The organism is Acinetobacter brisouisimilis, assembly GCF_000368265.1.
Taxonomy (GTDB): domain Bacteria; phylum Pseudomonadota; class Gammaproteobacteria; order Pseudomonadales; family Moraxellaceae; genus Acinetobacter.
The window spans coordinates 1-5379 of sequence record NZ_KB851220.1 but is presented as its reverse complement, the minus strand read 5'-3'; the positions used below and the strand labels follow the sequence as shown (position 1 = coordinate 5379).

Sequence of the window (5379 nt, the reverse complement as noted above, 5' to 3'; positions counted from 1 at the left end):
CTCATAGTTAGTAGTCAATCCCTCATAGTTAAAGTCTGAAATCTTTACCACATAAGGGATACAGGGTTCCTAAAAGATTTAAAAGATTTAAAAAAATAATTAAAAAGGATCATTTTAAAAATTGCCCTATGTTTTCGCTCCGCTCAAACTCTATTGAATCTCGTTTCACTCGATTCTTGGGGCAATTTTTTGGTTTCTGTTTTCGTGAATTTGGAAAAAGCAAAAGCAACTCGGAATTCGCTTCGCTCATGAGCTTTTTTCTCGCTTCGCTCGGTCTAGACTCAATTTTCTGCATGTGATTTAAGCTATTTTAGATTTTTTTGCTTAAAAAGCGGGTTTCCAGAAAGTCTAGGCGCAAATTTTAGTGATTCGCTCGTAGACACTCGCTCTGTTAATGCATGTAGATAGCCTATTTTTGCGTTTTTAGCCTGATTTCAGGTTTTTATGAAGAGTGGTAGGTTTTTATAGAAAAATGGCTTAGATCGCAAATCAGGAGCAAATAGGTAAGCCCTGTCCATTTGAATGGACAGGGCTTGTTTTTGGAGTTTCACGTAACCGCCTAACGCCAATAAAACGCATTGGTACGTTTTCACAGTTATCAACTTGCGACTTTTCTTTGCTTGGCAAAGGGAGCGACTTTCAAACCGTTCCAACAGTTTATGCCCGACTGTCTTCTCTACTAAGTTTGATACATTCTCCGGTTATGTTTTAGTTCCATAACTACGACTTTCTAATACCCTGCGCTCGCTAGTGCTTTAACGGGTTGTTTTACATCTCTGCTAAGCATTCATCCGCTATTTAGTGCTTTCTTTTAACGACTTCTGCGCTAAGTCACATTTGGACCGCTCCGTCGTTAACTAAAAATACTAAGGTCTTTGCTAAAATTGAATGCCGCTCGTAAAGCAACGGATCGTTAAATCACATCTCTGCTAAAGTGCAGGGCTAGAAGCGATTCCTCTGATTTGAACGATGTTCAGTACCATCGGAATAACTTGGTGTTTGGTTGGCGTGAACCAACAACGGAGCCACCGTTTTTGTTTCTTACTGAATACTCATCAAATATCGAAATAATTAGCAGCCACGCCAATCATTAAAATAATTAATATGATTTTCTTCCACGCCAAAAAAGTTTGTATCATTTCATAGATACCGAGGTTGCCACGCCTCACTTTTAAAACCCTTGTCATGGTTTTAAATATTGCTCGCATTGTCTTTCGCTTCATCACCGCTCACGTTTTTATTCGCTCGAAGTGACTGGATCTGTATCAATGCTGATTCAGAATCTACTCAACAATTCTCCTTCTCTCATAAATCAAAACTTATTCCCCACTCAAGGCAGGTTTTCGCTTCAAAAAGTCTATATCACGGAGCCACCGTATATAATCATCGACCTGAGAGATTCCCATATTAGTCATCATGGTCTTTGTTGTTTGATAAAAATAAATCAATATCAATCAACGATCAGTACGCCTATCCACTCTGTAAAATAACAGTTGTTCCCGCTTTTTACGGTAAGAGTTCCAAAAACCCGTATTATTAACCATCATTCGACTTCACTGTGGGTAAAGCACTTGATCTACGCAAAGCAACATCTTCGTTATGTGTGTCTAAAAAATAAAAAAGACCGCAATGAACTTAATCAATGCAGTCTTAATTTCTTCGCGACATAACGTTTTACGTGTCACCGTTACAGGCTTGAGCTATCCAGCGATCTCATTAACCAACTTAAAACGTCATCTCGACAAGTCATTTAAGTCAATCAACGAGTACCAGAGTCTTCCAGATTTCTCCTCTGACCCCCTAGTACCTCACGATACTCTCAGCAGCCCACCTGTGCGCCATACATCATGCCCTTCGTAAAAATTGAAGCATGAAATAGGTGTTGTTAACGTAACTCTCAATCCTTGAAGTTACTCACACTCTCCATGAGACAGGGTTTGATCTAGTCACCTAGATTCCCGTTTCTATGTCGCCCAACTTTGTCTAATACCTTATTTAATAAAGATATTTTTTAGATCCGGTCAAAAGGCAGAGTCTCACTGCCTAGTGCCATTCATAGCCGCACCAACTACCTTTCGGACGTATGCAGCTTTGCGAGTTTTAGCAAACGTTGGCTGACGTTTGCACATAAAACTCACGACAAGAGTTTCATATTTTGCAGTACAGACACTATTCACATCTTGTCTACAAAATCTTGATTGGCAAGCTGAGATTAAATGGTTTCGAGCCGCAAATCAATGGAACTCTTATTTACTGTACAACCAATTTCGGGATGAAAAGTCCAAAAAAGAGCAGAAAAGCGGTAAAAATTTTTTGTAAATCATGGTGTCTCTTTTATGCTTCAACCATTACCTACATTTTTTGGTTAAATAATAATCTTGTTCTGTGTTGTGAGTTTCTGTTCAGATCTTGAAAAACTATGGCTTTAAAAGTTGTAAAGCTTGATCAAAAGTTAGTGAATGATGCTGAAGTTTACGCTAAAGCTGAAAATTTTAGCATATCGCAAAAGATCGAAAAGTGGGTGAGAATCGGAAAAATTGCACAAGAAAATGCAGATTTAACTTACAACTGCAAATTACTGAATAAGTCTGCCACCTGTTCTTGTTCGCAATCTACCAGTCACTCCTGTTGCTAGTAGACCAATTTAATTAAAATTAGGTATTTCATTAACTGGATATATTAATGTTAATGGATTTGATGTTAATGAAATAAAGCCAAAACGCTGATAAAACTCCATCGCTTTTTGATCTTTTGCATGTATTACAACAAAATTTACACCAATAATTTGAGCAACTTTTGAAACTTGTTTAAGAGCATGTGCTAAAAGTAATTTTCCAATTCCTTGCCCTTGAGCTGCTTGATCAACGGCAAAGCGACCTACAACAACACAAGGTAATGGATAACGAGGTAATCGCTTAGTAAGCACAGTATCAACTACATCGAATCCTATAGAGGTACTTGATAAACAATAAAATCCTCTCACCTGTGCATCGTCATCAATAACAACATATGTTTTACTTGTTCCTGATTTCTGATGTTGGGATGCATATTGTTTTATGAACTTATTTAAATCGTCTTGCCCACAATTAAAAGATTTTTTTTGATGATGGGTCTGTAAAACCTCAATCTTCATTTAATAAACCCATCAATTTTTTCATCTCATCATTTGCAGGGCGTGGATTTTCAAGTAAATTCATTAACATATCCCGATCAGCGTTATTTACTTTTAACTCATGATTAGATTTAAGTAATTCTTTTGCCCGTTCAAATGAGGATTGGATCATAAAGGAACTTACACTAAGACCCAATAAGTTCGCAGCTTGCTCAATCACGTTCTTTGCATCTATTGTTGAACGAACATTGATTCGTTCTGTTGCTAAGTTAGCCATATTTCTCACCAATAAGTACATCAATATGATGTACAAATTATACCATGTTAAGGTAGTACAGCAAGATTCATATTTTGTTTTGAAATATTTGATTCAAAAATAAGTGGTCTACTAGCAACAGGAGTGACTGGTAGAGTTTGAATAGGAATAGGTGGTAGATCTACATAAGAATACGCAACAACGATATCAACGAAATTTTACAGAGTCTGCAAGATGTCAAATAAAGTAATACGAGTGCATTCAAATTTGACGGAGAAAGGTAGCTATGATGTGTGTCCTAAAAAATTATATTATTTTCAATAACTTAAACTTTTAAGCACTTTTATTTTACTTTAAGTGTTTTTATTAAATAATAAATTAAATCAAATACTTATAATAATTTTAAAAGATAGAAAATTCTCGACACACATCATAGCTACCTTTAAATTAAGTTATTGATTATTTTATTAAAAACTTAATGAATTTCATGAAATAGATGTAATTTAACTTTCATTCAATGCAGCGTTTTTTGAGTTTAAACGTTTTTTTACTGCTAAATTTTCTAGCGATATCAGGGTTACGTCCTCTAATTTTTTTTATAAAAACTGGATCTTCATTTGGAGATTTGCTCATTAATTTATCATTTTCAACATACAAAACAGTCTGTGTTTTTGCTGTTGTAATAAAGCAGTCACGCAACACATGCGCTGCTGCAATCGCGATGTCACGTTCATCTTGATCACACATATTTTGTTGCCTGTTTTTTTTCAGTGATTCAATTTGATTGTAAGCCATATCTCACAAATAATGGTGATAATGTCCCATGTTCAAGCCAAGTTAAATTTTTTATTCTGAACTCATCGAGGAACAGGATGTTCCGGAACATCAAACAAAAATAATAAGTTCTCGCATCAGGATCGTGAGGGATGACAGGAGTTGACCCTAGACGCAAATACGGAAAAAGCCCCAACAGGATTTGGGGCTTTTTTCATTTCGCATAAGCGGTATTATGTTAATTTTAAAAGAACTTCATGATGAATAGTAAAACTTATATTGACTACAATAGAATCAAAATTTAATTAAAAATGGATAAATAATGTTTAAGTTTGATGATCCTCTATTTCCATTAGAAATTCTTTCTACAAAAAGCATATACATAGAAATGTATTTCGAGGGAACCATTTTAGCTAATGGAACAGGATTTCTTGTTGCCAGAGATAAGGAAAAACGTTGCGTATTTTTTACAAATAAACATAACGTTACTGGCAAAAATCCTATAAATGGGAAACATATCAGCCCCACTTTAGCTGAACCTACTCACATAATGATTCATTTTCATAAGAATCTAGATAACGCTATTGGAGAATGGCTTCCTATAAAATTACCACTTTATAGAGATGATGGTACTAAATATTGGTATGAACATCCCACGTTAAGTAGTGAGGTAGATGTAGTAGCATTAAACTTAGAATGGGGCTCTGATGTACAAAATCTTCCTTATTATCTTGATTTAGACCTAGACGATGCACCATTAGACATTTCCCCATCTGAAACTGTAAGTGTAATTGGCTTTCCTTTTGGTTTAACTAGCTATGGAAAATTTCCAATATGGTCTACAGGCTTTTTAGCACAAGAGCTAAGATTAATTAATAAAGATAATCCTCTTTTCTTAATTGACTGTAGAACACGGCAAGGACAATCTGGCTCCCCAGTAGTAGCCTTTCGGAAAGGTACGTATAGAACAATTGACTTAGAAAGTGGAAAAATTTCACAAACTATAGGAGGAAATTCCAGTGTTTGGAAATTTTTAGGTATTTATTGTGGAAGAGTAAATAATGAATCTGATCTTGGAAAGGTCTGGCATGTATCTATATTTGGAGAATTATACGACCTAGCAGTCAATGACTATGAGGAAAGAAAGAAAAAAGCTAGAGAGAAAGAACTCCTTATAGAAAAAGATGTTGAAGTAGAATAGCATCTATTTAACATAATGGTCGTTATACGAAATGCA

General features: G+C 35.4%; 5 protein-coding genes. 2 read left to right on the top strand and 3 right to left on the bottom strand.

The features are described from left to right. Positions 1-2419 precede the first annotated feature (2419 nt). The gene (locus tag F975_RS16200; RefSeq protein WP_034426436.1) at positions 2420-2635 is read left to right on the top strand and encodes a TA system antitoxin ParD family protein; all 216 of its coding nucleotides are present in this window, start codon (positions 2420-2422) and stop codon (positions 2633-2635) included. 9 nt (positions 2636-2644) lie between these two features. On the opposite strand, the gene F975_RS15000 is transcribed toward F975_RS16200, so the two are convergent. From F975_RS15000 to F975_RS14990, 3 genes are all read right to left on the bottom strand, one after another. Next, positions 2645-3133, bottom strand: coding sequence for a GNAT family N-acetyltransferase (locus F975_RS15000; RefSeq protein WP_004755020.1), 489 nt, complete (start codon positions 3131-3133; stop codon positions 2645-2647). Beyond that, positions 3123-3389: a type II toxin-antitoxin system TacA family antitoxin gene (locus F975_RS14995; RefSeq protein ID WP_004755018.1), complete on the bottom strand. Its 267-nt coding sequence runs from the start codon at positions 3387-3389 to the stop codon at positions 3123-3125. The genes F975_RS15000 and F975_RS14995 overlap by 11 nt, the downstream gene beginning before the upstream one ends. A gap of 489 nt (positions 3390-3878) precedes the next feature. Beyond that, on the bottom strand, positions 3879-4163 hold the full coding sequence (locus F975_RS14990) for a hypothetical protein (RefSeq protein WP_228127443.1): 285 nt from the start codon (positions 4161-4163) through the stop codon (positions 3879-3881). A gap of 301 nt (positions 4164-4464) precedes the next feature. Between F975_RS14990 and F975_RS14985 the strand changes: the two genes are divergently transcribed. Then, positions 4465-5343, top strand: coding sequence for a S1 family peptidase (locus tag F975_RS14985; RefSeq protein ID WP_004755015.1), 879 nt, complete (start codon positions 4465-4467; stop codon positions 5341-5343). Positions 5344-5379 lie beyond the last annotated feature (36 nt).